The organism is Pseudomonas sp. URMO17WK12:I6 (genome assembly GCF_003253625.1).
In the GTDB taxonomy this organism is placed as follows: domain Bacteria; phylum Pseudomonadota; class Gammaproteobacteria; order Pseudomonadales; family Pseudomonadaceae; genus Aquipseudomonas.
This window is the reverse complement of the sequence record NZ_QKYZ01000002.1, coordinates 311,879-335,809: the sequence shown is the minus strand read 5'-3', so window position 1 is coordinate 335,809 and position 23,931 is coordinate 311,879. Positions and strand designations below refer to the sequence as shown.

Sequence of the window (23,931 nt, the reverse complement as noted above, 5' to 3'; positions counted from 1 at the left end):
TCCACCCATGCTGTCGACAAATAAATCCGCGTTACTACGTACGTGGCGTCTACGTAGTTCTACGTAGACGGTTTGTCATTCTGTCCAGCACCGCTACTGGAGGCGCGTATCTTTGGCATATGATGCCGGGCCTTCGCCCTCCCTCGGTCTGGCCAGGAGTAGAGATGCAGCTCAAACACAAAATCGTCGCGCTCGGCATTCTGCCGCTGGTGTTGGCGATCGCGGTCATCTGCGCGCTGGTGATTTCCCTGAACCGCCAATTGGGTGATCAACAGGCGCAACTGATCGAAGACAGCATTCTGGCCAGCAAGCGCGCAGAGCTGAAAAACTACGTTGAAATGGCACAAAGCCTGATCGCGCCGCTGTACGACAACGGCCGTGGTGACGAACACGCACAGCAACAAGTGCTGGAAGAACTGCGCAAGCTCAGTTTTGGCATCAATGGCTACTTCTTCGTCTACGACCGCGAAGGCCGTAGCCTGATGCACGCACGCCAGTCAGAGCTGGTGGGCCAATACCTGTGGGACATGAAAGACCCTCACGGCCTGCCGGTAATCCAGGCGTTGCTCAAAAGCGCGGCATCCGGCGAAGGCTTTCAACGTTACGCCTGGAACAAACCCTCTTCCGGCCAAGTGACCGACAAGCTCGCCTACGTAGTGATGCTCGATCGTTGGGGCTGGATGCTCGGCACCGGCATCTACCTTGAAGACGTTGAACGCGCCACCCAACAAGCGCGTGCCGAGGTGGCTCAGGGCATCCGCACAACCATGCTGGCGATTGCCGCGGTGGCGCTTGTAGCGGTGCTGTTTGTGTTCGCCAGCGGCATGACGCTGAACGTCAGCGAACATCGCCTGGCCGACAAAAAGCTGCAGCGCCTGACCCAACGTATCGTCAGCCTGCAGGAGGAAGAGCGTTCGCGGGTTTCCCGAGAGCTGCACGACGGCATCAGCCAGCTGCTGGTCTCTATCAAGTTTCAGTTCGAACTGGCCAGCCATGTGCTGGAGAATGGCCAAGACAAAGGCTTGAGCATTTTAAGAGACGCCACCGAGCGCCTGGGGGAAGCGATCGGCGAGGTTCGCAGCCTCTCCCACGACCTGCGCTCATCATTGCTCGACACCCTCGGCCTGCCGGCGGCAATCGGTCAACTCGCCGCCGAGTTCGAGCAACGCAGCGGTCTTGTTGTAACCTTCAACGATAACGAATTCGACTGTCACCTGGCCGATGGCGCCGCCGCCTCGCTGTTTCGCATTGTGCAAGAAGGCCTGACCAACATCGAACGCCACGCCCAGGCAAAACACGTCATCATTACCCTGCACGGTTGCGAAAAGTCCGTACGGTTGACGGTGATCGATGACGGCATAGGTTTCAATGTCGCCCAGGTCGAACGTCGCCAGGCCGGCATTGGCCTGCGCAATATCCGTGAGCGAGTCGAGCATTTTGGCGGTCGATTCGACCTGACCTCGATGCCGGGAAGAAGTGAACTGGACGTGCTGCTGCCGATGAAGCCACCCGGTACAGAACGCTGACTCACCCCATAACAATTAGAGTGAATGCCTGCGATGAACCTGCCCTACCCGATCCGCGTCGCCCTGGTCGACGATCACTCCCTGGTCCGCGATGGCATCAAATCGCTGCTGGCGGTCATGGCGCCGCTGGAAGTGGTGGGCGAAGCCGAGAATGGCGCCGATGCCATTGAGATGGTCGGGCGCTGTCAGCCGGATCTGTTGCTGGTCGACATCAGCCTGAAGGATATCAACGGGCTCGAGCTGACCCGGCTGTTGCGCAGCCAGTACCCGTCGCTCAAGGTGCTGGTGCTGAGCATGTACGACAACTACGAATACGTCAGTGAATCGGTTCGCTCGGGGGCCAGCGGCTATGTGCTGAAGAACGCGCCTTCACGGGAAATCATTGCGGCCATCGAAGCCATTGTCAGTGGTGGGACGTTCTACAGTGCCGAAATCGCCCAACGGCTCATCGCCGATAAAAGTACCGACAACGAACTGACACCACGCGAGAGCCAGGTGCTGTACAAAATGGCTCAGGGGTTGAACAACAAGGAAATGGCTCGCGAGCTGGACATCAGCGTCCGCACAGTGGAAACCCATCGCCTGAGCATCCGCCGCAAACTCAACATCGACAAACCCGCCGCCCTCGTAAAATACGCGATCGATCACGGGATCATCTCTCGTTAGAAGCACTCACACCGCACTCACGTTGACAACACGCGCCGTGCGGATAAACAAAGCACGCACCTTGTCCCAGAAATTTCCCCCCAGTACGAAAAAGCTGCCGACCAACATTGCATCGCCCAACGCCTGGACCTGCCAGAGGTTCGGTCTCAGCCCCGGCCACAGCGTGTCCACGTAAGGTTCGAGAAATGATGAGATCAGTGGCAGGCAAAACATCACCAGGCCAACTCGATGGCGAGCCGGGCCTACTTCCTGTTCAGTCGGTGCGAGCGTGGAAACGTAGCCAAACACGCTGCGCTTGAGTTGCTGAAAACCAGACTTGCCCATGACGGCGATGGCGAGGATCAGCAGAATCTTGTTGCTGATAAACAAAATGCCTGTCAGTGCCGCGATCTTTGGGCCGGGCACATCCGCAGCGGCGGCGAGCGGCACCAACAGCCAGGCGAGCACTGTCAAACTGAGAATCCCGATGCCTGCTTTGAAACGCCAACCGGTGGAGCTGGGGGCAATCTCGTCCTGGGGACTGGTCATGGTCTTCGTACCCTTCTTATTCACCCGAATGAATAACTTTCAAAAGCGTAGCAGTTGCTCAATGCCCTGTTTGTCAAACATGACTTTGTGTTTGTCTTGGCTGTACTAACCTAATCAAAACCGGTTCAAGCCCGCCCAACAGCCAGGGCATTCAACATTAGGGACGCTCGGATGAGGTTTTCCCGTGACCAACTTACAGTGCTGCGATGCTGACGCGCCCGGGTCCGCTGCTTCTACTGGTTGCCCTCGCTATTGGCGGCTGCGTGCGTCTGGGACCGGATTTCCAGGCCCCGGGCGAGGCCTGGACAAAACGCTGGAGCAGCCCTGCGCTTGAACAGGCCAGCCAAAGACGCGCCTATCCCGATGTGCGCCAGTGGTGGCAAGTGTTCGCTGACCCGGTCCTCGACGGGCTGATCGCCGAAGCGGATGCGCACAATTCCAACCTGAAAATTGCCGGCCTTCGTGTCATGGAAGCCCGTGCCCGGTTGGGGATTGCCCAAAGCGGACGCTATCCGCAACTGCAGCAGGCCAGCGCCGAGAGCTTGTACATCAACCGTCGGCAATACGGCGGCAACAACCCGCAAGACAGCCATTTCTGGCAACACAGCGTGGGTTTTGATGTCGGTTGGGAACTGGACTTCTGGGGACGTTTCAGTCGGGCCATCGAGTCGTCAGATGCCAGTTACTTTGCGGCTCAAGCCAATTATGAAGACGTACTGGTACTGCTGCGTGCTCAAGTGGCCGACACTTACTTCTCATTGCGCACCACCGAAGCGCGTTTACGCGTCGCCCGGGAAAACGCCGAACAGCAAAAGCGCAACTTTGAAATCACCGAGAAACTGTTCAACAGCGGCCAGAGCGCCGAGCTCGATTTGCAACAAGCCAAGACCCAGTACCTCGGCACCTTGAGCAGCATTCCGGAGCTTGAAGGGCAAGTACTGCGCACCCGCAACGCATTGGCCGTACTGATCGGACAGCCGCCCAACGCCCTGCCCCAATTGCTCGAAAACCAGGGACTGATTCCGCTGGTAGACCGTGCCGTGCTGCAAGACGTACCCGCCAGCCTGCTGTTGCGTCGACCGGACGTACGCGCCGCCGAACTCAACGTCGCCGCCCAATCGGCACTGATCGGCGTGGCAGAAACCGACTTCTATCCATCGCTGACCTTGCTCGGCAGCATCGTCTGGTCGACCGACACGCTGAAGGGCACCTCCAACAGCCTGGACCTGATCGGCGGCCCCAGTTTGCGCTGGAACCTGTTTGATCACGGTCAGATCAGCAACAACGTGCGGGTGCAGGATGCGCGGTTGCAGCAGCTGATCGAGGTTTATCGCGACAAAGTCCGCGAGGCTGCACGCGAAGCCGATGATGCCGCCAGCGGCCTGAGCAAATCACTGGAACGCGAGCGCATCCTGAGTGAAGCGCAGGTCGCCGCCAAGCGCTCGCTGAGTTTGGCCAACAGCCAATACCGCGAAGGCTACTCGGACTTCCAGCGGGTGCTGGATGCCCAACGCGCATTGCTCGAACAACAGGACAATTACCTGATCAGCCGCAGCAGTGCCGTGAGCAACCTGATCGCCCTGTACAAAGCCCTCGGCGGCGGCTGGTACAGCGCCCTGCCAACCGTCGACCCAGACACTCGCCAACAAATGGAACACCGCACCGATTGGGGCGACCTGCTGCATGAACCAGTCCCTTCGCGAGCCCTCTCTTCCACGTCAGACAAGGTCAAAGCCGATGAGTGAACCCTCACCGCCCGCCACTGAAGCGCCCTCTTCCAAGGCGCCCGAACCGGCTGCCGATCCGGCAAAAAAAGGCATCAAATGGGTGCTGCTGCTGATCGTCCTGAGTCTGGCCTGGTATCTGTTGGCTGACCGTTTCACGCCGTATACGCAACAGGCTCGGGTCGGTGCCTTTGTGATTCCGGTGACGGCCGAGGTGGCCGGTCAGGTGATCCGCGTGAATGTGCGCAACAACCAGGACGTCAAGGCCGGCGATGTGCTGTTCGAGGTCGATCAGCAGCCCTATCAAATAGCCGCCGACCGCGCACGCGCGGATCTTGAGTCTACCCGCCGGCAGATCGGTGCCAGCACTGCCGGCATTGCCTCCGCGCAAGCCTCGTTGCGGGCGGCCCAGGCCAATGAACTCAAGGCCCGGCAGGATAACGAACGCCTTGAAAGCCTGTACCGCCAAGACCGCGGAACCATTTCCGTGCGCCTGCTGGAAGCTTCGCGGGCCAGCCGTGAGCAGGCCGTCAGCCAGGTCGCCGCGGCCCGTGCTGAAGTCCAGCGAGCACGGGAACAGGAAGGCGGCAGCGAGGAAGACAACGCGTTGTTACGCAGCGCCGCCACGGCATTGTCAAAAGCCGAACTCGACATGGCCAACACCCAGGTCCGCGCGCGCTCGGCGGGTTTGATTACCGACCTGCGCACCGACGTCGGGCAATTCGCCGCGGTCGGCACGCCGGTCATGACCTTGATTGCCATTCACGATGTGTGGATCAGTGCGGACATGACCGAGAACAACCTGGGGCGGGTCAAGCCTGGAACTCCGGTGGCGATCGTGCTGGACGCGCTGCCGGGCGAGGTCTTCGAGGGGCGGGTGCGCAGCGTCGGCTACGGCGTCAGCGTGGGGCAGACGCCGGCGCCGGGCACCTTGCCCAGTGTGCAAAACAGTCGCGACTGGTTGCGTCCGGCCCAACGCTTCCCGGTGATCATCGAATTTTCTGACGAGGCGATGCAGGTGCTACGTGACAGTCGCGCCATTCGTGCCGGCGGCCAGGCCGAAGTCATGGCCTTTCCTGCGCAGAATAATCCGCTGAATCCCTTGGGACGCCTGTTTTTCTGGCTGATGAGTTGGTTGTCTTATGCCTACTGATCGCCCGCCCGGATTCCAACGGGCGCCGCGTCTGGCCGTCGGCACGGCGCTGTGCCTGGCCATCAGCTTCGGCCTGGCACTGCCGATTCCGTTTATTGCGCCGGTGCTTTGCGTGTTGCTGTTGGCCACGCTTAACAAACCCCTGCCATTCAAGGCAGGCGTGATGCTGGCAGTGGTTGCGATGCTGACCACCGGCATCGGGCTGTTACTGATCCCGGTCCTGCGTTATTACCCCCTCAGCGGCGTGCTGCTGATCGGTGTCGGTCTGTTCCTGGCCTTTGGTTTCGGGCTGCGCGGCGGCAACACCTTGGTCGTGACCTTTCTGATCATCGGCCTGACGATGATTTCCTCGGCCGGCGTTGCCGAGTTCGATCTGGCGATAATGGTCATCGGTGCCCTGGTCAAGGCCTTGCTCCTCGCCGTCATCGTCGTCGCGATCAGTCACTGGCTGTTTCCCGACCCGGCCAATGCACCCTTGCCACCTGCCGCCAGCGCTATGCCGGCGCAAGAAGTGCCAAGGATAGCGCTGCGTGCCACCCTGATCGTGATCCCAGCGTTCCTGTTGGCGCTGATCGACCCGGCCAGCTATCTGCCGATCATTTTGAAAGCGGTCAGTCTGGGCCAGCAGAGTTCGACGGTAACGACGCGCAACGCCAGTCGCGAACTGCTCGGCTCGACCTTGATGGGCGGGCTGTTGGCCATTATGTTCTGGTGCGCGCTCAGCCTGTTCGTGCACTTGTGGATGTTCTTTCTGTGGATGCTGCTGTTCGGCTTGCTGTTGGCGCGCAAGCTCTATGCCCTGAGTCCGACTCGACAAACCCCGGGGTTCTGGCTCAACAGCCTGGTCACGCTGATCATCCTGCTGGGCCAGTCGGTGCAGGACAGTCTTGCCGGCAAAGACGTCTATACCGCCTTCGCCGTGCGCATGGGGTTGTTTATCGCCCTCACGCTCTATGCCGACCTGATGGTTCACCTGATTGAACAGCGGCAGCGAACGCCCGGTGCTCAGGGCGTTACCTGATAACCCCGCCCTTGCAGGCAGCTGGTATAGGCGGTTGAACTGGTCGACGCGTTGGTCTTTTGCTGCGCCCGACGCTCCTGACGCTGGCGCGCGCCACCAACCACTGCGCCCGCCGCTGCGGTTTGCCCGGCCCGGTTCTGGCGATATTCCTGTTTCACATCGTCGTCGACCCCCTCGTAAAACTCGTCATGCTGACGCCCCCGCACCTCAGCGCCCACCGCCCCGGCAGCGGCACCCACCGCAGCACCGCGCAGTCGCCCGCCCGAGGGTGGTGGGGTTGAGGAACTCTGACTCGCCGCGACGTTGCGGCAATCGTTGATGTCCGCCTGGGTTTGTTGCGAACTCTGCCCTTTCAACGGCACAACCGTTTCGGCCTGGACCTGCGTACAGGCCATCGACACTACGACACACAGACTGAAAGACGATAACCGACTCATGATGACCTCCGACAAGGTCCACTGTGTTGGCGGGCGAGCGTCTGGCTGGGAAGTTCCTGGAACAGCGCTCGATAACTGCTGGAAAACCGCCCCAAATGCCAGAACGACCAGTGCATCGCCACTTGCGCGACTGTCGTGTCGCTGGCCGTTCGGCTGAGCAACTCACGGCGCGCGCTGTTGAGCCGGCGCAAGCGCAACCAATGCGAGGGCGTCATCCCGGTGTACGCCTTGAACGCGTGCTGCAACTGACGCAACGAAACCCCGGCCACCTGGGACAGTTCCAGCAAGTTGAGGGTTTCTTCCGGGGTATCGGCGGCCCATTCGGCGACGCGCTTCATGATCGTTCGCTCTTCGGCCCGACGCTGCAAGCCTGCGCGATCCAGGCACACACAAGCGTTATCGAGGATGAACAAACAGTCCTCCAGCAACTGCTGGGTCAATGCCTCTTTGCTCGGCGGATCCAGCGTCTGCTCCAGTCGCGTCAAGGTGCCGCTCAACCAGCGGCTGAACAGCGCGTTCTGCCCGCAATTGAGCGGCGACATGAACAAGCCTTCGAGCCGCGCCACGTCCAGGCCATGCCGTTGAACGAATTGCGGCCCGAACACCACGGCGATTTCCTGGTAGTTCTCCGGGGTGATCCAGATGTTGCGGCTCTCGCCGTTCAACATGTACAGCGAGTTGTCGCTGCGATCGAAACAGAACGCCAGTGAGCCTTCGGGGGCGCTGAAATTCTGCTCGACCCGGGTGTTCATCTGCTCTTCGTAAATCTCCACGCCTTGCAAGTCCAGATAGCGCACCCGCCCGGCGAAATGCCCCGGTGACATCTGCTGATAGTGCTGCACCCAACCCGGTGTGGCGCGGATCTGCTCGGCCACGTCGGCGGTGTTGAAGGCTTGAACCTGTAACGGATTGCACGCTGTCATGGGGTGACCTTACGCACTCGTTTGGTGCGTTTTGGTGCTGCTTAAAGTGGATAGATGGAACGCCACGGCTCACCCAAGATAGTCGTCAACGCGCCACAGGGGAAGTGTCCGGTGGATGAAGGCGCCTTCCCCGGCGTAATTCAAACCAACAATGAGGTCTTTATGAATGTCCCTTTCGATCAGCTGTTCACGTGGCTGAAAGATCACAAGATTACCGAGGTCGAGTGTGTGGTCAGCGACTTGACCGGCATTGCTCGCGGCAAGATTGCACCCACCAACAAGTTCCTGCATGAGCGAGGCATGCGCCTGCCGGAAAGTGTGCTGTTGCAAACGGTAACCGGAGACTTTGTCGACGACGACATCTACTACGACCTGCTCGACCCGGCCGACATCGACATGGTCTGCAAACCTGTCGCCGACGCGGTTTACGTAGTGCCGTGGGCCATCGAACCCACCGCCATCGTGATCCATGACACCTTCGACAAATTCGGCAACCCCATCGAACTGTCGCCGCGCAACGTGCTGAAGAAAGTGCTGCAGCTTTACACCGACAAAGGCTGGCAGCCGATTGTCGCGCCGGAAATGGAGTTCTACCTGACCCAGCGCTGCGAAGACCCGGACTTGCCACTCAAGGCGCCGCTGGGGCGTTCTGGCCGTGCGGAAAGCGGTCGACAGTCGTTTTCCATCGACGCCGCCAACGAGTTCGATCCACTGTTTGAAGACGTCTACGACTGGTGCGAACTGCAGGGCCTGGACCTCGACACGCTGATCCACGAAGACGGCCCGGCGCAGATGGAAATCAACTTCCGTCATGGCGATGCGCTGGACCTGGCGGACCAGATCACCGTGTTCAAACGCACCCTGCGCGAGGCGGCACTCAAGCACAACGTGACTGCGACTTTCATGGCCAAACCCATTGGTGACGAACCTGGCAGCGCCATGCACATCCATCAAAGCGTGGTCGACATCGCCAGCGGCCAGCCGATCTTCGCCGATGCCGACGGGCAGATGAGCGAGCTGTTCCGGCACCACATCGGCGGCCTGCAAAAGTACATCCCCAAAGTGCTGCCGATGTTCGCGCCCAACGTCAATTCGTTCCGCCGCTTCCTGCCCGACACCTCGGCACCGGTCAACGTCGAATGGGGCGAAGAAAACCGCACCGTCGGCCTGCGCGTGCCGACCTCGAGCCCCGACGCCATGCGCGTGGAAAACCGTTTGCCGGGTGCCGACGCCAACCCTTACCTGGCGATCGCCGCGAGCCTGTTGTGCGGCTACCTGGGCATGGTCGAAAAGGTCGAGCCGAGCGCCGCGGTGCAGGGTCGTGCCTACGAGCGACGCAACCTGCGCCTGCCGATCACCATCGAGGACGCACTCACGCGCATGGAAGAGTGCGAAACCATCAAGCGCTACCTGGGCAGCAAATTCGTCCGGGGGTATGTCGCGGTCAAGCGCGCCGAACACGAGAACTTCAAGCGCGTGATCAGCTCCTGGGAGCGCGAGTTCCTGCTGCTCAGCGTCTAAAAAACACACGCCCGCTCCCACAAAGCCAAATAACTCAAAGAGGTGTCGATATGCGTCTATTGAAATCCGTGGTTCCGGTCGCGCTGGCGGTATTGTTCAGCGCCGGGGCGCAGGCTCAGCCAAGCGTCAGCGTCTACAACTGGACCGATTACATCGGCGAGACCACCCTCGCCGACTTCCAGGCAAAAACCGGGATCAAGGTGATCTACGACGTATTCGATTCCAACGAAACCCTGGAAGGCAAACTGCTCGCCGGCCGCACCGGGTATGACGTGGTGGTGCCGTCCAACCACTTTCTCGCGCGGCAGGTGAAGGCCGGTGCGTTCCTCAAACTGGATCGATCGCAGCTGCCCAACTTCAAAAACCTCGACCCGAAACTGCTGACGCTGCTGGAGAAAAACGATCCGCAGAACGCGCATTCCGTACCGTATCTGTGGGGCACCAACGGCATCGGCTACAACGTCGACAAGGTCAAGCAAGTGCTGGGCATTGATCACATCGATTCCTGGGCCGTGTTTTTCGAACCCGAGAACCTGAAGAAACTCAGCCAGTGTGGTGTGTCGATGATGGACTCGGCTGATGAAGTATTCCCGGCAGTCCTCAACTACATGGGCATGGACCCACGCAGCGAAAACCCTGAGGACTTTAAAAAAGCCGAAGCCAAACTCTTGAGCATCCGGCCTTACATCACCTACTTCCATTCCTCCAAGTACGTCTCGGACCTGGCCAACGGCGACATCTGCGTGGCCTTCGGTTACTCCGGCGACGTGTTCCAGGCGGCCAATCGCGCCAAGGAAGCGAAGAACGGCGTGAACATCGCCTACTCGATCCCCAAGGAAGGCAGCAACCTGTGGTTCGACCTGCTGGCAATTCCCGCCGACGCCAGCAACCCGAAAGAGGCCCACGCCTTCATCAATAACCTGCTGGACCCGCAAGTGATCGCCAAGGTCAGTGCCTCGGTGGGCTATGCCAATCCGAACCCGGCGGCCAAGGCCTACATGGATGCAGAGTTGGTCAATAATCCTGAGGTCTACCCACCCCAGGACGTCCTCGACAAACTCTACATTTCCACCACCCCGCCCCAGGCGATCATGCGTCTGATGACCCGTTCCTGGAGCAAAGTGAAGTCCAACCAATGAATCAGCATGACAAGCAACATGCCCGCTCCTATTACGCGGCATCGGCCAATGGCATGGCACCCTACCCTACGCTGGATTCGGACCTTGAAGCCGATGTCTGCGTGATCGGTGGCGGGTTCACCGGGGTCAACACCGCGATCGAACTGGCGCAGCGCGGGCTCTCGGTGATTCTGCTGGAGGGCCGGCGGATCGGCTGGGGCGCCAGCGGTCGTAATGGCGGGCAGTTGATCCGTGGCATTGGCCATGACGTCAGTGGGTTCGCCCGTTATGTCGGCGAGGAAGGCGTGCGTTATCTGGAGCGTGCGGGCATCGAGTCCGTGGAGCTGGTGGGCAATCGCATCCGTGAACATGGCATCGATTGCGACCTGCGCTGGGGCTTCTGCGAACTGGCCAATACACCGGCGCAGTTCGCTGCGTTCAAGGCAGAGCTGCAAAGCCTCGCCGAGTTGGAGTACGCCCATGAAACCCGACTCGTCGGCCCCGAGCAGATCCGCCAGCAAGTGGTGGGCTCGGACCTTTATGCCGGCGGCCTGATCGACATGGGTTCGGGGCATTTGCATCCGCTGAATCTGGTGCTCGGCGAAGCGCGGCTGGCGCAATTGCTCGGGGTACGGATGTTCGAGCAAAGCCCGGTGCTGGAGTTGGTCCACGGCAGCACCGTGCAGGTTCGCTGCGCCGGCGGTACAGTGCGCGCCGGCAGCCTGGTGCTGGCCTGCAACGCACATCTGGAAGAACTCGAACCGCGCCTGAGCGGTAAGGTGCTGCCGGCGGGCAGTTACATCATCGCCACCGAACCGTTGGCACCCGAAGTGGCCGCTCAGCTGATCCCGCAGAACCTGGCGCTGTGCGACCAGAAAGTCGGCCTTGATTACTACCGGCTCTCGGCGGATCGACGCTTGCTGTTCGGCGGTGCCTGCCATTATTCCGGGCGCGACCCCGTGGACATCGGCGCCTATATGCGACCGAAAATGCTCAAGGTCTTCCCGCAATTGGCGGATGTGCGCATCGACTATCAATGGGGCGGCAAGATCGGCATCACCGCCAACCGTTTCCCCCAGGCCGGCCGCCTGAGCCAGTACCCGAACGTGTTCTACGCCCAGGGTTATTCCGGCCATGGCCTGAACGTGACCCACTGGTGCGCCCGGTTGCTGGCCGAAGCGATTCAGGCCGGGCACAGCCAGGGGCTGGACGTGTTCAGCGCCGTGCCGCACATGACCTTTCCCGGCGGACGAGCCCTGCGCTCACCGCTGCTGGCGCTTGGCATGTTCTGGTACCGGTTGCGCGAATTGCTTGGCTGAAACTCTGTTAACTGCGATCGTTCCACGCTCTGCGTGGGAATGATCGTCCTTCTCCTTCCTCCTGATCAGTCATTTAATTTGCTCAATCGCAAGTCACTTCTATATTGAGGGAGTGCTCTGACATTTCTGCCTCCCGGCGAGTGCGGCCCATGGCGACGACTGCCCCATTGATCATCTGCGAGCACTGCGACTGCGTGTATGAAAAAGTCACGCTCGCCAAACATCAAAAGGCCCTGTGCGTCCGTTGCGGCGGCGTGCTTGCGCGTTACAACGGTTTGTCGGTGCAACAACGCCTGGCGCTGAGTTTCACGGCGGCAGTGCTGTGGACTTTCGCTAATTTCTATCCGGTCATGAGCATCAGCCTCAAGGGCATGAAGAACAGCGCGACACTTTGGGATTCGGTGGTGGCGCTGAGCCAGGGGCCGATCACTTTCATCGCGTTGGTGGCGGCGATTTCCATCATCATCGCGCCGATGTTCCAGCTGCTCCTGTTGATCTGGGTATTGAGCTTCGCCCTTACCTCCCGACGCTCCCCAGGCTTCAAGCTGTGCATGCGCTGGCTGGAAACCCTCAGACCCTGGAGCATGCTGGAAGTCTGCTTGCTTGGGGCGATGGTCGCGGTGTTCAAACTCGCCGGGCTGCTGGATGTGCTGCCGGGTATCGGCATGTTTGCCCTGGCGCTCCTCAGCCTGTTGCTGATCCGCATCGCCGGGCGCGATGTACGTGATTTGTGGGACACCCTATGAACAGGCCACCGCTCGCCAGCGAACTCAACCTGTGCCTGTGCCACAGTTGTGGCATGGCCTGCGACATGACCGATCAACCTCACGAATGCGAACGCTGCGGCGCGCCGTTGCATGCCCGCAAACCTGACTCTCTGACCCGGACATGGGCCTACCTGCTGGCCTCACTGGTATTTTATATCCCGGCCAATCTGCTGCCGGTCATGAACACCAGTCTGTTCGGCAACGGCTCCGACAGCACCATCATGAGCGGTGTGCTGGAGTTCTGGGCACACGGTGCATGGGACATTGCGCTGATCATTTTCATTGCCAGCATCGCGGTGCCGGGCATCAAGTTCGTTGCTCTCTCCCTGCTGCTGATCACGGTGCAACGCGGCAGCTTCTGGGCGCGCAAGGAACGTTCGAGGCTTTACCGTTTCGTCGAGCTGATCGGCTACTGGTCGATGCTCGACGTCATTGTCGTTGCGCTGGTGGCGGCATTGGTGAAATTCCAGGCTTTGGGCGATATCGAACCGCGCCCGGGCATTCTGTTCTTTGGTCTGGTGGTGGTGTTCACCATGCTGTCGGCGATGAGTTTCGACCCGCGACTTATTTGGGATAAAGAGCGGGATAAAGAACGGGATCAAGAGCCGGAAAACCCAAAAGATGAGGAGCGCATGGATGAAGTCCCAAGTCACTGACGGTCCGCATGCCCCTGGCCAGGCCGCGATCAAGACCCGTCGCTTCAGCGTCTCACTGGTATGGATAGTGCCGATCGTTGCGGTGCTGGTGGGGATTTCCCTGGTGGTGCACAGCTGGCTGCAGGAAGGCCCGACCATTACCGTCACGTTCAAGACAGGTAGCGGCCTGGTGGCCAACAAGACCGAGGTCAAATACCGCAATGTGGTCATCGGCCGCGTCTCGGAAGTGAAACTGAGCGGCGACCAGAAACGCGTCGACGCCACGATCCAGCTCGACAAACAGGCCGAAAGCTTTACTCGCGCAGACTCGCAATTCTGGGTTGTGCGGCCCCGTATCGGTGCCGGTGGCGTTTCGGGCATCGATACCTTGCTGTCGGGCGACTACATTGGTGCCGACATCGGCCAGGCCGATGCCCGCTCCAAACACTTCACCGGGCTGGAAAACCCGCCGCCCATTACCTATGGCGAGCCGGGCAAACGCTTCATGTTGCACACTCAGGACCTCGGTTCGCTGGACATCGGTTCCCCCGTCTACTACCGCAAGATCCCCGTCGGGCAAGTGGTGGCGTATGAACTGGATGCCGACGGCAAAGGGGTGAACATCGAAATCTTCGTACACGCACCCAACGATGCCTTCGTCACCGAGAACACCCGGTTCTGGAACGCCAGCGGTATTGATGTGAATGTCGGCGCCAACGGTTTTTCGGTGAAGACCGAATCCCTGTCGGCCTTGTTGGTGGGCGGCGTCGCCTTTCGCGCGCCGGAATACAGTCCCAACGATGAAGTGGCCATCGAGGATAAAGCCTTCGACCTGTTCGAGGATGAGCACACCGCCCTCGCCCCGCCCAACGGCAAGGCACAGTTCCTGAGCTTGCGTTTCGATCAGGCGTTGCGCGGGCTCAAGGTTGATGCACCGGTGGAGTTTCTTGGTGTGGAGATCGGCCGGGTGGTGGCAGTCAATCTGGATTTCGACGCGAAAAAACGCAGCTTCCCGGTCAATGTCGGCATCGTGATCTACCCGCAACGTCTTGGTAAGGCTCACATCAAAATGCTCGAGGCCTTGAAGCATGACCCCAATGACGAATCTGCAACCGTGCGCCTGCTAGGCTCCTTCATCGAAAACGGCCTGCGAGCTCAGGCCCGTAGCGGCAATCTGTTGACCGGTCAGCTTTACATTGCGCTCGACTTCTATCCCAAGGCGGAGAAAGTCGCGTTCGATCCGGCTGCCCGCCCTATCTCTATTCCAACCATTCCCGGCAGTCTTGAGCAGTTGCAGGAAAAACTGGAAAGCATGGTCAACAAAATCAACCAACTGCCTATCGAACGCATAGCCGGCAACCTGGACAGCAATCTCGTCGAACTGCGCAAAGGCTTAGCGCAATTCAACGCCAAGACCCTGCCCGGCGTGCAAACCACCCTGTCGGACGTCAGCAAGACCTTGCAATCGGCCAGTTCGACCCTCGCCGAAGATTCGCCGCAACGGGAACAACTGAGCCAGACCCTGGACGAGCTTGGACGCATGTCGCGGTCGTTGCGTGAACTCTCGGACTACATGGGACGGCATCCGGAATCGCTGATTCGCGGCCGCCCCGACAATGCCGCGCCGATGGATCTGCAAGGGCCACCGCGCAACTGACCACAGGAGCTACCCATGGCATTTTCGCTGAAGATCACGCTGGTCACTGCGTTGTTGCTACTCGCCGCTTGCCGCAGTGAGCCGATTCAATTCCACACCCTGACCCCGGCTCAACCGAGCGGTGCAAGCGGCGGCGCGGACATCCAGATCGAAAGCATCACCGTGCCGCCCCAGGTCGACCGTCCGCAGATCGTCATTCGTCAAGGCAACGCCGGCCTGGCAATCCTCGAAACACAATGGTGGGGCGCAAGCCTGTCGGAGGAACTGCGCAGTGCCCTGGTCGATCAACTGGTCAACAGTAACCCGCAGCGCAAAGTGTCGTTGCGCCTGGACGTTCAGCGTTTTGATTCGATACCCGGTCAGTACGCATTGATCGACGTCAAATGGCGCCTGCGCAAACTCGGCGAAGGCGATGCTGCATTAGTCACCTGCCGCAGCACCTTGCAGACGCCTTCCGGCACGAGTATCGATGAGTTGGTGGTGGCTCATCAGAACAATGTGAAGCGCTTGGCCGCCACCATCAGCCAGGCTACCGCCGGCACATCGAAAAGCTGCCCGGCAACTAAATAACAGTCATCAGACGCCTTCCAGTTCAATGGTGAAACAACTGCCGTTGGGCTGAAGGCTGCTGTGTTCCACTCGCCAATTCTGATGGGTGCAAATCCGTTGGACCAGTGAAAGCCCCAGTCCCAGGCCTTCTCCCCGGCGCTCGTCACCGCGAACGAACGGTTGAAACATCGTATGGCGTTTTTCTTCCGAAATGCCTATGCCACTGTCTTCGACGCTGAAACCGCGCGCCCGCAGGGTCAGGCGAATGTAGCCGTGATCGGTGTAATGCCAGGCATTGCGCAGCAAATTGCCCATGACCGATCGCAGGAACGTCAGGTTATGGCGATCCGACGAAACCTGTTCATTGTCGTAGATAAACTCGATGCCTTTTTCCCGGATCAGCGGCGCCCAGATATCCACGAGAGCATCGGCGACTTCTTTGAGCGTCGCACTTGCTGCGGTATCAGAGTCTTCCCGATCGCGAGCCAGCATCAGAAACGTATCGACCAATTGCCGCATTTCGTCGCTCGCGCGGGCAATTCGACTGACTTGAGCCACAGAGCGCCGGTCAAGCGAGGGATTGGCTAGCAGCAATTCGCAGGAACTGCCCAATACCATCAATGGCGTGCGCAGTTCGTGGCTGACATCGCTGGTAAAGAGTTTTTCCCGGTCCAGTGCCTCACGCAACCGGCCCAGGGTCTGATCGAAGGCAAGTGCCAGCGCTCCCACTTCGTCGGCCGCGTAGTCGGGATGAAGCTCAGGGGCCAGTTCCAGCAACTGCTCACGTTGACGCACCTGGTGCGCCAGACGAATGACCGGCGCCATCACACGCCTGGCCAGCATCCGGCCTAACAAAACCGCGAGCAGGATGCTCAAGACGAACCCGACGACCACCACTGAGAATAACGCCTGTTCACGCTGTTCGACGCTTCGCCGGTCTCGCAACAAAACGTATTTGCGACCGCCCACCAGGCTTACCATGGCGTAGTACTTAGAACCCGCGTAGAGCGTTTCCTGAAAACCTGGTGCAAGCGCCGCCAGTTCCTTATCCAGCGCCATCGCACCCGGACCTTCCTGGATGAAAAACAGTTCGTCTTTCTCCGGCTGATGGCTCCACCCGGCGCTGTTTTCCATCGACAGCAAGCGGTGCAGCCCTCCTACCAGGCGGGAAGCCGTGATATTTCGATCCACCACATGCACGGTCGCGACGATGCCCATCGCAAATACGCCCGCGACCAAGGTACTCATCAAGGCAAATACGATGACAATCCGTTTATTCAGACTCAGTTTGAAATCCATTCTGTTGCTTGGCTCCACTGCCGGTTCAAACCGCGCCATCTGCTGAATCGGGCCGATGCCGCAGAGCCGAGACGCGAACCAAAGATAGACCATAGACCACTGTACGTGGTGTTCAAGACAAGCGCTGCAACAACCAACTAAAAAAAAGTACTGAAATTTTTCTACGCAAATTTTTCACATCCCTTTCACTACTCCGACACCTCCCTTGAACTAGTGTCTTTCCAGGACCCTTCAAGCGTTGTTACGCTGGGTTGTATTTGAAAGTTGTTCTCTATTGCGTACCGACGGGTAAACAAAACATGGTTGATCATGTATCGCGCAAACAGCCAGCACGAATCGTTGCATCGCGGCTGGGCAAACTGGTCGCGGCAACGGCCGCTCTGGTTATCGCGGCACTCGTCATGGGGTTTGTCTGGTGGCCCAGATCGCCGATCAACCTGGTGACCGCCGGGTCCGAAGCGACCAACAGCCTGCTCGATCGCTGGCAAGCCGGTGAAGTGGTGGCACTGGTTCGCCATGCGGAACGCTGCGACCAGTCCAGCAATCCGTGCCTTGGCCCCGCCGACGGTATTACCCGAGTCGGCAGCGAAGCCGCCACAGCCGTGGGCCAAGGCTTTGTGCAGCTGGGCATGACCCAGACCGATGTGCTGAGCAGCCCAACCACCCGCACGGCGCAAACCTCGCGTTACATGTTCGGTAAAGACGCGGCGACCCAGGAATGGCTGGTCAGTTGTGGCAAAACCATGCGTAACGATGTGGTGGCGCACAAGCAAGCCCATCGAAATCTGGTGCTGGTCACGCACAGCGGTTGCATCAGCGACTTCGAAGCCCAGACCGGTTTCAAGCACGCGACGACCAGTAAGTATGGCAGTGCCTTGTTCGTGCAAATTGCCGCCGACGGGCAACCTCAGGTACTCGGCATTGTGAATGCCACTGACTGGCAGACGCTGTTGCACGGCAAAGCCTTGAAACAATAATCGCGGAAAAAAAAGTCGAAGCCGAGAAAGCCTTTTTGCTCGGGCAGACTATAACTAGTCCGTAACCATTAGATGGCTGACGCAACTTCTGTAGTCCACATCGCTATTGTGTTGCTTTATGTAAAAAGTTCCGCTAGTGCAAGCGTGCACCTGGCGGAGCAACATCCTTCTGCGCCAAGGTCGAGTCATGACGTCCAATAACTTGTTGCCCCACCCCGACGGCTCTTTATTGCGTGGCACCGCGCGTGCGCTGCCCATCACCGAACGCTGGATCGTGCCCGGCTTGCTGCTGGCGTACGTGGTCTTCTACCTGCTGCCGCTAGTCACCCATGGTCTATGGATTCCCGATGAAACCCGCTATGGCCAGATCAGTCAGGAAATGCTGCTGAGCGGTAACTGGGTGTCCCCGCACTTCATGGGTATCCGCTACTTCGAGAAACCCATCGCCGGTTACTGGATGATCGCCATCGGTCAAGCGGTGTTTGGCGACAACCTGTTTGGTGTGCGTATCGCTTCGGCGCTGAGCACCGGGCTGAGCGTCTGGCTGACTTACCTGATTGCTCGCCGATTCTGGAATGATCCGAGCAAGAGCTTTATCTGCGCCTTGCTCTACATGAGCTTCGGCCTGATCGCCGGGCAAGCCGGATACGCCAACCTCGATCCGCAATTCACGCTCTGGGTCAACTTGAGCCTGGTCGCGTTGTGGTTTGCCATCGATAGCCATTCCTCCCGCGGCAAACTCGGCGCTTGGGCGCTGTTGGGTTTTGCCTGTGGCATGGGCTTCATGACCAAGGGCTTTCTCGCCTGGTTGTTGCCGGTGTTGATCGCCCTGCCCTACATGATTTGGCAGCGACGCCTGGGCGAGCTGTTGCGCTACGGACCACTGGCGGTGGTCGTGGCCGCGGTGGTCTGCCTGCCGTGGGTGCTCGCCATTCACCATCAGGAACCGGATTTCTGGCGGTTTTTCTTCTGGCACGAACACATCCGCCGTTTCGCTGGCGAAGATGCGCAACACGCGCGCCCGTGGTGGTTCTATTTGCCGCTGCTGGTCGCCTCGAGCCTGCCGTGGGCTGCCTTGTTGCCAACGACACTCGTTCAGGCCTGGCAGCAAAAGCGCCAGCCCGTAATCGGCTTTCTGTTGCTCTGGATGCTGTTGCCGCTGGCATTCTTCAGCTTCAGTAGCGGCAAACTGCCGACCTACATCATGCCGTGTCTGTTGCCTCTGGCGTTGCTGATGGGACACGCAGTGATGGAGCTATTGAATCAAGGACGAGGCCGGATCATTCGCATCAACGGCGTGATCAACGTCGTCATCGCCACCAGCGCCCTGATCGCCCTGCTTTATCTGCAAGCCACCAAGGAAGTCTACGAAAACACCGAGATGTTCACCCTGTCCCTGGCGTTCATCGTGTTGCTCGGCTGGATCATCACCAACGCCTTGCAGGTGCTGCGTCCATTGATATTCTGGGCCATGCCGGCACTCGGCATCTGGCTGCTGGTAGCGTTGTTGCCGGCAGCGATGCCGGCGCAGATCGTCAATAGCCAAATGCCTGACCAGTTCATCGCCGAGCATCTGGATGCCTTGAGTCAGACGACATCGTTGCTCAGCAACGATCTGGGCGCGGCGTCAGCCTTGTCGTGGCGCCTGAAGCGACCTCAGGTCGATCTGTTCAACACTGTCGGCGAGCTGAAATATGGCCTCGACGATCCCGCCATGGCGTCACGTAAAGTCACCCTGGACAACGTCGGGCAATGGATGACCGAGGCCCGCAAAAAAGGCGCGGTCGGCGTGGTGATGCGGGTTAACAGTGTCGCGGAGATGCAGGAAGTCGAGATGTTGCCCATCGATGGCAAGCGCTATCAGCGCGGCCACCTGGAGATTCTGATATTCCCGCAGAGCCAACCCTGACACCGTTCTTCCTACAGGAAACCCGCTATGAACCTTCGGGCTAGTGACAGGGGCGCCTTGGCGCTCCTGCTCGGCGCCTCTGCGCTGATTTTGTTGTTGGGCCTGGGCACGCGGGAGTTATGGGGGCCGGAAACCCGCTGGGCCAACATCGCGTTGCAAATGCTCCAGAGCGGTGACTATTTCGATCCCTACCTCAAGGGCGGGCCGTATTACGACAAACCGCTGCCCTCCTACTGGCTGATCACGGCCACCGCCTGGCTGACCGGCGGTTTAGGGCACTGGTCACTACGCTTGTCTTCGGTGGTTGCCGCCTGGCTGAGCGTCTGGCTGGTGTACTTGATCGGCGAGCAGCTAATGCGCAAAGGCACCGGGTTGATTGCCGGGTGGATGCTGGCGACCACCTTTTATTTCGTGTTCTGGGCACGGGTCGCCACCGCCGACATCCTCACCGTCTGCGGTGTGCTGGCGGCGGTGTGGTGGTATTGGCGCGGGCCGCAAGACACGCGTTTCAGCCGTTACCTGGTGTTTTTCCTGCTGTTGTCCCTGACCTCATTGTTCAAAGGCCTGATCGGCTTCATTCTGCCGGGCTTGCTGCTATTACCGCATGTGGTGCAGGACGGTCGCTGGAAAAGCCATCTCAATCTGCGGCTGTGCGGCGCCCTGGTCATCGCCGGGGCGTTTTACATGACGCCATTCATATTGTCGCACCTCTACGGCGCGCCGACTTATGGCGAAAGTGGCCTGGGCCTGGTGCTGCGGGAAAACGTCGTGCGGTTTTTCCAGCCCTTCGACAACATCGGACCGATCTACACCTATTTGATTTACCTCCCGGTCTACACTCTGCCATGGGCGCCTTGCTGGATGCTGGGGTTGTGGTTTGCGCTGCGCCACTGGCGCAGCGTCGAACCCAATACGCGCTGGCTGGTTTGGGGGTTGGGTCTGTTGATGCTGTTTTTCACGGCCAGCGGCAGTCGACGCAGTTACTACGTATTGCCCCTGGTGCCCTTCGCCCAGTTGCTGGGCGCCTGGTGGATCACCCGGCGAATGGCCGAACGCAACGCCACAGACAGGTTCGGTAGTCGCCGATTGAAAATCGGTTTCGGCCTGACCGCTGTGTTGTTGATGGCGATACTCGGTGTGTTCTATCCCTGGACCAACGGCGGTGGCGGCGTGGTTCAGTTCGGTGAGACGGTCAGGCTTGAGGCCAGCAAACGCGCACCGCTCAATACATGGCGCATGGTGATGATCGAGGTGGACAACAAAGTGCCGATGTACCTGCAAACCGGCGGCGCCCCCTTCTATTACGTGCAGCAAAGCCAGGACTTTCCTCGCACCGGCGATACCGCCGCGCTGATGACCTGGCTGGACAACACCAGCGGCCAGCACTGGGACCCGCAACGCACCATCGTTATCACCCAGTACCGCAACGGTGATGCAGTACCGCTGGACTACCTGAGTGCCGACCATCAGGTCATCACCACCACGCCCACCAACGGCGAGCGCATATTCCACGGCCGTGAAGACCAGAGCGTGGCGTATATTCCCCGGGCCGAATAGGTGTCAGTGCAGGCGCTTGCTGTCGATCTTCGTCGCCAGGGTTTCCAGCGCCTCAGTACACGCAGTCAGATCCGGCGACCCGGTTCTGACTTGCTTCAACGCCCGGTCCAGGGACTTGTCGATGGAGGTCCAGCCTTCAGGATCAATCGGTCGCAGTTGTTCCTCGTTTTGGTCCCAGGCACTTTCCAGGTCAGTGATCCTGGCCCTTGCACCTTTCATGTCGCCACTGCCCAGTAGCTTTTTGGTGTCGGTAATGATGGCCATCAGGTAGGACAGATCGCCCATCGACCCGGCGGGAGTGGCTGCTACGGGGATGGCGGCACTGATCTGCTTGCTATCAAACTTGGCCAGCAGGGTCTTCAAGGCTTCGGCACAGGCTTGCGGATCCGGGTTGCCGGAGCGCAGTTGGGACAGTGCACGATCAATCGATTTATCGACCGAAGTCCAGTCAGCCGGCGACTTCGGCTGCAAGGTTTCTTCGGCTTGATCCCACGCTGTTTCCAGATCGGTGATGCGAGCCTTGGCTGCTTTCAGGTCGCCGGCGTCCACTAAACGGGCAGTGTCTACGGTAATCGTCCGGAAACTCGACAAATCGCCAAGGGAACCGGTCACCGTCGAGGCGCTCACCGTCGTTTTACCGGCCGTTGCCTGAGCCGGCACCCAGAACCACCCACCGACGCCGACCGTGCAGACGAACAGCAGTGCCCCCAGGAACGGCGTGGACGCCAGATGCGGGACACGCTTGGGGCTGAGTTTCAATGTTGAACCAACCTTCGCCACCCGAAAGCTTCGCCGGGAAAGCGTCAGCCAGATAGCGCTGGACATGAAAATCGACGACACCGCGCCGGATATCAGACCCAGCACCAGAGCCAGCGAGAACATCTGCAACGGTTCGCAGGCAAACAGATACAGGCAGGTCGACGCCATCACCACTGTCAGCACGGTGTACAGCGAACGCCTCAGGGTCTGGCTGATGCTCAGGTTGATCAGGCTCCACAAGGTCAGCGCATCCACCGGCGGGGACTTTTTCACGTTTTCGACAATGCGTCCGAAGATCACGATCTTGTCGTTCAGTGAATAGCCGATGATCGTCAGCAATGCAGCGATGTAAGTGACGTCGATCTCGAACTTGAACAGCGAGAAGATCGCCGAAACGATGAGGATGTCCTGAACGATCGGCAGCAAGGTTGCCAAGGCGATGGCCCAGGAGAAACGCAGGCCGATATAGATTGCGATGCTGGCGAATGCCGCAATCACCGCATAAATGGCCCGAGTGGCAAAATCCCGTGCAACGCCCGGGTCTGCGGTGTTTTCCTCGTACTCTACGGTCTGATACTTACCCTTGAACGCAGTAATGATCTGCTTCAGATCAGCGGGCTTGAGCACTTCATCGAAGCGTACGGCGATGTGCTGATTCTGTGCACCGCCCACGGCCACGGTGGCCGGGATGGTGCCCGCCCCGGTCATGATTTGCGTGGCGGTTTCCTGAGTGATCGCACGGTCGACGTCGATGTCCAGCGCAGTGCCAGCGGTAAAATCAATGTCCAGGTTCAGGCCGTGAGCGCGGTAATACAGCGAGCCGGAAACGATGGTCAGCAACGAGACCACAATCGCCGTTTTACCCAGGCCCAAGAAGTTGAAACGGCGAGCCTTGGTGGCGCGCGGCTTGCTCTTTCCGATCAACCAACGCTGGCTGACCCACTGGGTATCGACCAGCCACAGCATCAGCTGGCGAATCAGCAAGAAGTTAGTGGCGACACTGATCACGATGCTCACCAGCATGGTCAGCGCAAATCCTTGAATCGGCCCGATGCCGGCCGCGAACAAGGCAATCATCGCCAGCGCGGTCACCAGGTTTGCATCACGTATCGTCGGCAGCGAGCCTTTGAAACCGTTATCCACGGCTTCGCGCAGAGACCGGCCAAGGTCGATTTCCTCGCGAATACGTTCCAGGCAAATGATGCTCGCATCCGCCGCCATGCCAATGCCCAGCACAAACGCGACCACCGCCGACAGCGACAAGGTGGCACCCGAGGCGGTGAATACAATCAGCAATAGCCACAGGTAGACCAGCGTACAAAACGCGGCGATCAAACCGGCAGTGCGGTACAGCCCCACCAGCAACAGGAAAATACAGGCGATGCCGATCAAACCTGCCTGAACGGTTTCCGCCAGCGCGGTTTTGCCGAGTACGCTGCCGACGGTCTGGGTGTATTTCTCGGTCAGCTGCGTGGGCAACCCCTGCGAACTTCCGAGCAGCGAGCGTGATTCTTCGGCGGACGTCAGGCCTGCCAGTTTCACCCGAATATGGTTGGCGCCCTCGACCCGGATGTCCGGTTCGGTAATACCAATGCTGTCGGCGCGTTTACTCAGGATCGCGACCGTCTGCAACAAGTCATCCTTGGCGAGCCGGGTTTTGCCCGGTGCCGGGTTCACAACGTAATAAATCTCGTAACCACCGCGAAACTCCAGCCCGAAGCGCACATGAGTGGCCAGGCTGGAAAATGTCGCAGCCACCAGACAGGCCAGCAGCCCCGTCAGGAGGATGAACGACAGGCGTCGACTGGAAAGGCTCATGGAAGAAATCCAGAAAAGGGACTGAAAAGCGAATCGAAGCCGAAGGGCTCGCTCACCACTGGCGGGCA

The 23,931-nt window shown here is 59.5% G+C and carries 20 protein-coding genes; 15 read left to right on the top strand and 5 right to left on the bottom strand.

Going from position 1 to position 23,931, the window contains the following annotated elements; translation table 11 throughout:
- The first annotated feature begins 164 nt into the window (after nucleotides 1-164).
- Together F475_RS05225 and F475_RS05220 are read left to right on the top strand one after the other, a co-directional pair.
- Nucleotides 165-1,526: a cache domain-containing protein gene (locus F475_RS05225; RefSeq protein WP_018925860.1), complete on the top strand. Its 1,362-nt coding sequence runs from the start codon at nucleotides 165-167 to the stop codon at nucleotides 1,524-1,526.
- Between the two features lie 33 nt (nucleotides 1,527-1,559).
- Complete coding sequence (locus F475_RS05220) at nucleotides 1,560-2,192, top strand: response regulator transcription factor (protein ID WP_018925859.1); 633 nt, start codon at nucleotides 1,560-1,562, stop codon at nucleotides 2,190-2,192.
- Between the two features lie 6 nt (nucleotides 2,193-2,198).
- Here the strand turns inward: F475_RS05220 and F475_RS05215 are convergent, their stop codons facing one another.
- On the bottom strand, nucleotides 2,199-2,720 hold the full coding sequence (locus F475_RS05215) for a transporter suffix domain-containing protein (RefSeq protein WP_111453326.1): 522 nt from the start codon (nucleotides 2,718-2,720) through the stop codon (nucleotides 2,199-2,201).
- Nucleotides 2,721-2,926: 206 nt separating this feature from the next.
- Between F475_RS05215 and F475_RS05210 the strand changes: the two genes are divergently transcribed.
- From F475_RS05210 to F475_RS05200, 3 genes are read left to right on the top strand one after another with little or no spacing between them, the layout of a single operon-like run.
- Nucleotides 2,927-4,465 (top strand): efflux transporter outer membrane subunit, encoded by a 1,539-nt coding sequence (locus tag F475_RS05210; protein WP_111453325.1) that lies wholly within the window; start codon nucleotides 2,927-2,929, stop codon nucleotides 4,463-4,465.
- On the top strand, nucleotides 4,458-5,597 hold the full coding sequence (locus F475_RS05205; protein ID WP_111453324.1) for an HlyD family secretion protein: 1,140 nt from the start codon (nucleotides 4,458-4,460) through the stop codon (nucleotides 5,595-5,597). Before F475_RS05210 ends, F475_RS05205 begins: the two co-directional genes overlap by 8 nt.
- Nucleotides 5,587-6,618 carry a DUF2955 domain-containing protein gene (locus F475_RS05200; RefSeq protein ID WP_111453323.1) on the top strand — a complete coding sequence of 344 codons (1,032 nt, stop codon included), beginning with the start codon at nucleotides 5,587-5,589 and terminating at the stop codon, nucleotides 6,616-6,618. The genes F475_RS05205 and F475_RS05200 overlap by 11 nt, the downstream gene beginning before the upstream one ends.
- Here F475_RS05200 and F475_RS05195 read toward each other — a convergent pair.
- Together F475_RS05195 and F475_RS05190 are read right to left on the bottom strand one after the other, a co-directional pair.
- A complete protein-coding gene (locus tag F475_RS05195) occupies nucleotides 6,603-7,055 on the bottom strand; it encodes a YMGG-like glycine zipper-containing protein (protein ID WP_111453322.1) in 453 nt (150 codons plus the stop codon). The two genes, F475_RS05200 and F475_RS05195, sit on opposite strands and share 16 nt — an antisense overlap.
- On the bottom strand, nucleotides 7,052-7,978 hold the full coding sequence (locus F475_RS05190; RefSeq protein ID WP_111453321.1) for a helix-turn-helix domain-containing protein: 927 nt from the start codon (nucleotides 7,976-7,978) through the stop codon (nucleotides 7,052-7,054). Before F475_RS05190 ends, F475_RS05195 begins: the two co-directional genes overlap by 4 nt.
- 162 nt (nucleotides 7,979-8,140) lie before the next feature.
- On the opposite strand from F475_RS05190, the gene F475_RS05185 reads away from it, so the two are divergent.
- The 7 genes from F475_RS05185 (at nucleotide 8,141) to F475_RS05155 (ending at nucleotide 15,565) form a co-directional block, all read left to right on the top strand.
- Nucleotides 8,141-9,499 carry a glutamine synthetase family protein gene (locus tag F475_RS05185; protein ID WP_018925852.1) on the top strand — a complete coding sequence of 453 codons (1,359 nt, stop codon included), beginning with the start codon at nucleotides 8,141-8,143 and terminating at the stop codon, nucleotides 9,497-9,499.
- A gap of 50 nt (nucleotides 9,500-9,549) precedes the next feature.
- Nucleotides 9,550-10,638: a polyamine ABC transporter substrate-binding protein gene (locus tag F475_RS05180; protein ID WP_019578877.1), complete on the top strand. Its 1,089-nt coding sequence runs from the start codon at nucleotides 9,550-9,552 to the stop codon at nucleotides 10,636-10,638.
- Complete coding sequence (locus F475_RS05175) at nucleotides 10,635-11,936, top strand: FAD-binding oxidoreductase (protein ID WP_111453320.1); 1,302 nt, start codon at nucleotides 10,635-10,637, stop codon at nucleotides 11,934-11,936. Before F475_RS05180 ends, F475_RS05175 begins: the two co-directional genes overlap by 4 nt.
- A 149-nt stretch (nucleotides 11,937-12,085) precedes the next feature.
- Nucleotides 12,086-12,682, top strand: coding sequence for a paraquat-inducible protein A (locus F475_RS05170; protein ID WP_111453319.1), 597 nt, complete (start codon nucleotides 12,086-12,088; stop codon nucleotides 12,680-12,682).
- The gene (locus F475_RS05165; protein ID WP_111453318.1) at nucleotides 12,679-13,359 is read left to right on the top strand and encodes a paraquat-inducible protein A; all 681 of its coding nucleotides are present in this window, start codon (nucleotides 12,679-12,681) and stop codon (nucleotides 13,357-13,359) included. Before F475_RS05170 ends, F475_RS05165 begins: the two co-directional genes overlap by 4 nt.
- Entirely contained in the window at nucleotides 13,340-14,995 is a 1,656-nt protein-coding gene (locus tag F475_RS05160; RefSeq protein ID WP_111453317.1) for an intermembrane transport protein PqiB, read from the top strand. Before F475_RS05165 ends, F475_RS05160 begins: the two co-directional genes overlap by 20 nt.
- A 15-nt stretch (nucleotides 14,996-15,010) precedes the next feature.
- Complete coding sequence (locus F475_RS05155) at nucleotides 15,011-15,565, top strand: membrane integrity-associated transporter subunit PqiC (RefSeq protein WP_064617815.1); 555 nt, start codon at nucleotides 15,011-15,013, stop codon at nucleotides 15,563-15,565.
- A 6-nt stretch (nucleotides 15,566-15,571) separates the two neighbouring features.
- Here the strand turns inward: F475_RS05155 and F475_RS05150 are convergent, their stop codons facing one another.
- A complete protein-coding gene (locus F475_RS05150; protein ID WP_111453316.1) occupies nucleotides 15,572-16,843 on the bottom strand; it encodes a HAMP domain-containing sensor histidine kinase in 1,272 nt (423 codons plus the stop codon).
- A gap of 299 nt (nucleotides 16,844-17,142) precedes the next feature.
- Between F475_RS05150 and F475_RS05145 the strand changes: the two genes are divergently transcribed.
- The 3 genes from F475_RS05145 (at nucleotide 17,143) to F475_RS05135 (ending at nucleotide 21,286) form a co-directional block, all read left to right on the top strand.
- Nucleotides 17,143-17,820, top strand: coding sequence for a histidine phosphatase family protein (locus F475_RS05145; protein WP_111453315.1), 678 nt, complete (start codon nucleotides 17,143-17,145; stop codon nucleotides 17,818-17,820).
- A gap of 187 nt (nucleotides 17,821-18,007) precedes the next feature.
- Nucleotides 18,008-19,729, top strand: coding sequence for a lipid IV(A) 4-amino-4-deoxy-L-arabinosyltransferase (arnT, locus tag F475_RS05140; RefSeq protein WP_064617811.1), 1,722 nt, complete (start codon nucleotides 18,008-18,010; stop codon nucleotides 19,727-19,729).
- A 27-nt stretch (nucleotides 19,730-19,756) separates the two neighbouring features.
- Complete coding sequence (locus tag F475_RS05135; protein WP_018925842.1) at nucleotides 19,757-21,286, top strand: glycosyltransferase family 39 protein; 1,530 nt, start codon at nucleotides 19,757-19,759, stop codon at nucleotides 21,284-21,286.
- A gap of 3 nt (nucleotides 21,287-21,289) precedes the next feature.
- On the opposite strand, the gene secF is transcribed toward F475_RS05135, so the two are convergent.
- The gene (gene secF, locus F475_RS05130; protein ID WP_111453314.1) at nucleotides 21,290-23,863 is read right to left on the bottom strand and encodes a protein translocase subunit SecF; all 2,574 of its coding nucleotides are present in this window, start codon (nucleotides 23,861-23,863) and stop codon (nucleotides 21,290-21,292) included.
- Nucleotides 23,864-23,931: the final 68 nt, after the last annotated feature.

What these genes read in the sequence shown, in the direction of transcription:
- arnT (WP_064617811.1), top strand. Translation starts at nt 18,008, where the DNA reads ATGACGTCCAATAACTTGTTGCCCCACCCCGACGGCTCTTTATTGCGT.
- secF (WP_111453314.1), bottom strand. Translation starts at nt 23,863, where the DNA reads ATGAGCCTTTCCAGTCGACGCCTGTCGTTCATCCTCCTGACGGGGCTG.
- F475_RS05190 (WP_111453321.1), bottom strand. Translation starts at nt 7,978, where the DNA reads ATGACAGCGTGCAATCCGTTACAGGTTCAAGCCTTCAACACCGCCGAC.
- F475_RS05215 (WP_111453326.1), bottom strand. Translation starts at nt 2,720, where the DNA reads ATGACCAGTCCCCAGGACGAGATTGCCCCCAGCTCCACCGGTTGGCGT.
- F475_RS05160 (WP_111453317.1), top strand. Translation starts at nt 13,340, where the DNA reads ATGAAGTCCCAAGTCACTGACGGTCCGCATGCCCCTGGCCAGGCCGCG.
- F475_RS05155 (WP_064617815.1), top strand. Translation starts at nt 15,011, where the DNA reads ATGGCATTTTCGCTGAAGATCACGCTGGTCACTGCGTTGTTGCTACTC.
- F475_RS05220 (WP_018925859.1), top strand. Translation starts at nt 1,560, where the DNA reads ATGAACCTGCCCTACCCGATCCGCGTCGCCCTGGTCGACGATCACTCC.
- F475_RS05170 (WP_111453319.1), top strand. Translation starts at nt 12,086, where the DNA reads ATGGCGACGACTGCCCCATTGATCATCTGCGAGCACTGCGACTGCGTG.
- F475_RS05175 (WP_111453320.1), top strand. Translation starts at nt 10,635, where the DNA reads ATGAATCAGCATGACAAGCAACATGCCCGCTCCTATTACGCGGCATCG.
- F475_RS05200 (WP_111453323.1), top strand. Translation starts at nt 5,587, where the DNA reads ATGCCTACTGATCGCCCGCCCGGATTCCAACGGGCGCCGCGTCTGGCC.
- F475_RS05195 (WP_111453322.1), bottom strand. Translation starts at nt 7,055, where the DNA reads ATGAGTCGGTTATCGTCTTTCAGTCTGTGTGTCGTAGTGTCGATGGCC.
- F475_RS05150 (WP_111453316.1), bottom strand. Translation starts at nt 16,843, where the DNA reads ATGGATTTCAAACTGAGTCTGAATAAACGGATTGTCATCGTATTTGCC.
- F475_RS05135 (WP_018925842.1), top strand. Translation starts at nt 19,757, where the DNA reads ATGAACCTTCGGGCTAGTGACAGGGGCGCCTTGGCGCTCCTGCTCGGC.
- F475_RS05210 (WP_111453325.1), top strand. Translation starts at nt 2,927, where the DNA reads ATGCTGACGCGCCCGGGTCCGCTGCTTCTACTGGTTGCCCTCGCTATT.
- F475_RS05185 (WP_018925852.1), top strand. Translation starts at nt 8,141, where the DNA reads ATGAATGTCCCTTTCGATCAGCTGTTCACGTGGCTGAAAGATCACAAG.
- F475_RS05165 (WP_111453318.1), top strand. Translation starts at nt 12,679, where the DNA reads ATGAACAGGCCACCGCTCGCCAGCGAACTCAACCTGTGCCTGTGCCAC.
- F475_RS05225 (WP_018925860.1), top strand. Translation starts at nt 165, where the DNA reads ATGCAGCTCAAACACAAAATCGTCGCGCTCGGCATTCTGCCGCTGGTG.
- F475_RS05180 (WP_019578877.1), top strand. Translation starts at nt 9,550, where the DNA reads ATGCGTCTATTGAAATCCGTGGTTCCGGTCGCGCTGGCGGTATTGTTC.
- F475_RS05145 (WP_111453315.1), top strand. Translation starts at nt 17,143, where the DNA reads ATGGTTGATCATGTATCGCGCAAACAGCCAGCACGAATCGTTGCATCG.
- F475_RS05205 (WP_111453324.1), top strand. Translation starts at nt 4,458, where the DNA reads ATGAGTGAACCCTCACCGCCCGCCACTGAAGCGCCCTCTTCCAAGGCG.